The organism is Gracilimonas sediminicola (genome assembly GCF_024320785.1).
In the GTDB taxonomy this organism is placed as follows: Bacteria; Bacteroidota; Rhodothermia; order Balneolales; family Balneolaceae; genus Gracilimonas; species Gracilimonas sediminicola.
The window spans coordinates 1,961-5,248 of the sequence record NZ_JANDBC010000005.1 but is presented as its reverse complement, the minus strand read 5'-3'; the positions used below and the strand labels follow the sequence as shown (position 1 = coordinate 5,248).

At 40.3% G+C, this 3,288-nt stretch carries 5 protein-coding genes; all 5 read right to left on the bottom strand.

Translation table 11 applies throughout. The features are described 5' to 3' along the window. The coding region (locus NM125_RS15840; RefSeq protein WP_255135953.1) for a multicopper oxidase domain-containing protein at nt 1–371 on the bottom strand (371 nt) is incomplete at its 3' end. 39 nt (nt 372–410) lie between these two features. Beyond that, nucleotides 411–623, bottom strand: a complete 213-nt coding sequence (locus NM125_RS15835; RefSeq protein WP_255135952.1) for an SHOCT domain-containing protein — start codon at nt 621–623, stop codon at nt 411–413. A gap of 65 nt (nt 624–688) precedes the next feature. Beyond that, the gene (locus NM125_RS15830) at nt 689–1,165 is read right to left on the bottom strand and encodes a hypothetical protein (RefSeq protein WP_255135951.1); all 477 of its coding nucleotides are present in this window, start codon (nt 1,163–1,165) and stop codon (nt 689–691) included. Between the two features lie 106 nt (nt 1,166–1,271). Then, a complete protein-coding gene (locus tag NM125_RS15825; protein ID WP_255135950.1) occupies nt 1,272–1,613 on the bottom strand; it encodes a P-II family nitrogen regulator in 342 nt (113 codons plus the stop codon). A gap of 25 nt (nt 1,614–1,638) precedes the next feature. Continuing rightward, nucleotides 1,639–3,288, bottom strand: a 1,650-nt coding sequence (locus NM125_RS15820; RefSeq protein ID WP_255135949.1) for an efflux RND transporter periplasmic adaptor subunit, incomplete at its 5' end; no start/stop codon positions are given.

Sequence of the window (3,288 nt, the reverse complement as noted above, 5' to 3'; positions counted from 1 at the left end):
GCATCTTTGGGATGTCCATCCATTTCGGGGGGAACAATGAGTCCATGCCAGTGAATAATGCTTTCCTGACCTATATTATTAGTAAACTGGATGTTAAGTTCCTGCCCCTTTACATGGCGAATTGTTGGACCGGGAACTGAATTATTAAATTGAAAAGCAGCCAGACTTAACGATTCTGGTATCTCTATTTCTGCAGAAGAGGCAGATAAATTAAACGAAGGATCGGTTATTTGACCCGGAAAAGGCAATCTGTTTCTAAAAGAACCCTGCAACTCATCGTCAGAAAAAGTTAGGCAGGATGTTAACCAAGGTGATAGGGCTAATGCACCCGTTCCAAGACCTACTCTGTGTAAAAATTGTTTTCTTTTCATAAATTTGAAACTATAATGATTGTATTATTGAATACTTGATCACATCAGATCCTTTTTCCTCTTCTCGAATTCTTCTTGATCAATTTCCCCATTTGCATATCTTCGCTTAAGGATCTCAAGGGGCGTTTCGCTTTCAGATTCTTGTTGATTTGTTTTGAATAACGGCCTTAGTAAAACAATGACCAAAGCAATGAGTAAAAACCACCAGATAAACATCATCCAGCCACCTCCAAAAAATTGAAAATCATGCATAGTGCTATCATTTAAAGTTTTAGAATTCGGGGATGACTTTGAACCACATCCCCATTTAATTTTTACTAATGATGGTTCATATCTTTATTATCGGTAGAATCTGATTTCATTTTCATTCCCGAATCCATCATGCCTCCCTGCATCATTTGCATACACATCATATGCATATTCATCATGGATGAGTTATCCATCATATTCATCATTCTAGCTTGATCCATATCTCCATCCATCATAGATTGCATCATTTCCATATGCTTTTCCATGCGTTCTTTCATTTCAGGATTGTTCATCATGGAGTTCATGTTTTCCATCATTTTGGAATGATCCATCTTTTGTGATTTCATCATTCTCTGCATCATCTTGGCTCGCATTTCAGGATTATTCATCATGTGATCCATCATCACGGATTGCATAGATGAGTCCTGCATCATGGTCATCATTTGCTGCTTTTTCTGCTCCATATTTTGTTGCTGGGCCACAGCGGTTACGGTTAGACCTAAACTTATTGCCAGTAACAGAGCGATTGATTTTATCTTTCTCATAATCTTATGGTTTTGTTAATGTTTGCTTTACTTAAAATATCATTTATCTAAGGGGTTAGCTTATACAATGATGATTAATACTTACCGTTTATTTAGTGTAAGCCTATTATTCTATTACTTTAGGTCCTTCCTCACCATCCCTGATTCTAATCATATTCTCAATAGGCATGACAAATATAATTCCATCTCCGCGCGAACCTGTTGAAGCAGTTTGTTGAATGATTTCAATAATAGAATTGACATCTTCGTCTACCGCTGCTATTTCTATTTTCACAACTTTGGAGTGCATCGCCGGGAATTGCAAAGAGCCATGGGCATGGTCAGGATCGGTATATTGACCTGCTCCTTCTCCTCTGAAAACCGTTATGCAACAATGGCCTTCAGAACGTAGCGCTTTATACACTTCTTCAAGCAGCATGGGGCGTATGTATGCTTTTACTAATTTCATAATACCTCCGTTTTTGATTTATACATTAATTCATCTGCTCAACGGTTTCTCCACAGTTGTGCATTTGAGTGCCATAAAAAGGGTTTTCAATATCTTTTTTGTCACTTATCCAGGTGCTTCCACCACCGTACATAGGGCAATATTGCTTGAACAGTGCTCCTTCATATCCTTCTTCTTCAATTCGTGAAATAAGCATTTCTGAAATGGATTTGAACTCGGCTCTGAGCTCTTCAATATCACTGAATGTATCCGTTGAGAACACTCGGACATGTTCTTTAGCCGTTTCAAAATCATCTTTGGACAGTGCTTCCCGAAGTTTCAAGTACTGGGGTACTAATGCCTCAAGGCTTTTATCCATTTCATGATTTGAATGATCTTCAGTTGTATCCATAGTGGATTCATTCATATCGCCGTCGTCCATATCCATTTCATCATTATTCATGTCCATAGCACCGTGATCGTGTGCCCCACGATTTGCTCCTGATCCCGGTTCTCTATTCATCATACTGAGTTTATCGCTAAGCTGTGCGGCTGCGTCCACTTTAAATGTGCCGTTTGTTACCACACGTTCACCAACTTCCAGTCCAGATTCGATTACATATTTGTTACCAGCCCTTTTGCCTAATGCAACTTCCCTTGCTTCAAAAGCAGGAGTTTCAGCTGTAGAAACATCCACAAACACAATGGACCTTTCTCCGGTCCATAGCACGGCACTTCTGGGGATAAGAAGGTGCTGTTCTTGGTCTGTTTGAGAAGAAATTACTCCTTCAGCAAACATACCGGGTTTCATCTCTTTTCTCGGATTATCAACAGTAATACGTATTTCTACTGTTCGGGATTTATCATTTAAAAAAGGCTGGATAAAGCTGACTTCACCGGTATAAGTGTGCCAAGGAATGGAGCTCACCGTAAAATCAATTTTATCTCCGATTTTTAAATTATTGACTGACGATTCATACGCCTCAAATTCAATCCATACCTCAGAAAGCTTCGCGATCCGGTATAGCATTGAACCTTCCTGAATATGGTCTTCACGAGAGATATTGATCTGTGATACATAGCCAGATACCGGCGAGAAAAAGTCTAACTCTTCCATCACTTCTCCTGATTGTTCAATCTGGTTTATGGTCTCTTCCGGAAATTCCCAAAGCAATAGCTTTCGCCGGGCAGACTCATATAATCGAGGGTTTTGTTCTTTGAATCGGGCTGTTTCCAAAAGTTCACTCTGTGCCGTAATTAACTCCGAAGAATAAATAGAAACCAGTTTTTGCCCTTTACGGACGTAATCACCGGTATAATCTACATATAACTCCCGAACACGACCGGGGAAGTGAGCCGTCACATTCGATACCAAGTTCTGATTTACAACCACTTTGCCAGGCAACCGGGTTTCAAGCACTGGGACTCCTTTTTTAACCGGAGTGGTTTCAACCTCAGCAAGCGCAAGTGCGGCTTTCGAGAATGTAACAGCGTTCGGGTTGAGCGATTCTGAGTCACTGTCATCAAGATCATTAGCCGGAATTAACTCCATGCCACAAATTGGACAATTTCCTGGCTCGCTTTCTCTTATCTGAGGGTGCATACTGCACGTATAAACCACATTGCCTTCCTCATCAGTGTGGGTTTCTGATATATGCTCTTCAAGTGTTTGTGGTTCCGAAGTCCCTCCGAAAAA